General features: G+C 48.3%; 1 rRNA gene. It reads left to right on the forward strand.

Annotated elements, in window-relative coordinates:
* A 23S ribosomal RNA gene (locus ACSG5Z_RS32830) occupies positions 1 to 230 on the forward strand; the annotation flags it as partial.

Genomic DNA, 230 nt, shown 5'->3' on the forward strand with positions numbered 1-230 from the left:
TGCCTTGACACTAGGAGTCGATGAAGGACGGGACTAACGCCGATATGCTTCGGGGAGCTGTAAGTAAGCTTTGATCCGAAGATTTCCGAATGGGGAAACCCACCATACGTAATGGTATGGTATCCTTACCTGAATACATAGGGTAAGGAAGACAGACCCAGGGAACTGAAACATCTAAGTACCTGGAGGAAGAGAAAGCAAATGCGATTTCCTGAGTAGCGGCGAGCGAA

This window comes from Bacillus pretiosus, from assembly GCF_051294775.1.
Taxonomy (GTDB): Bacteria; Bacillota; Bacilli; order Bacillales; family Bacillaceae_G; genus Bacillus_A; species Bacillus_A wiedmannii.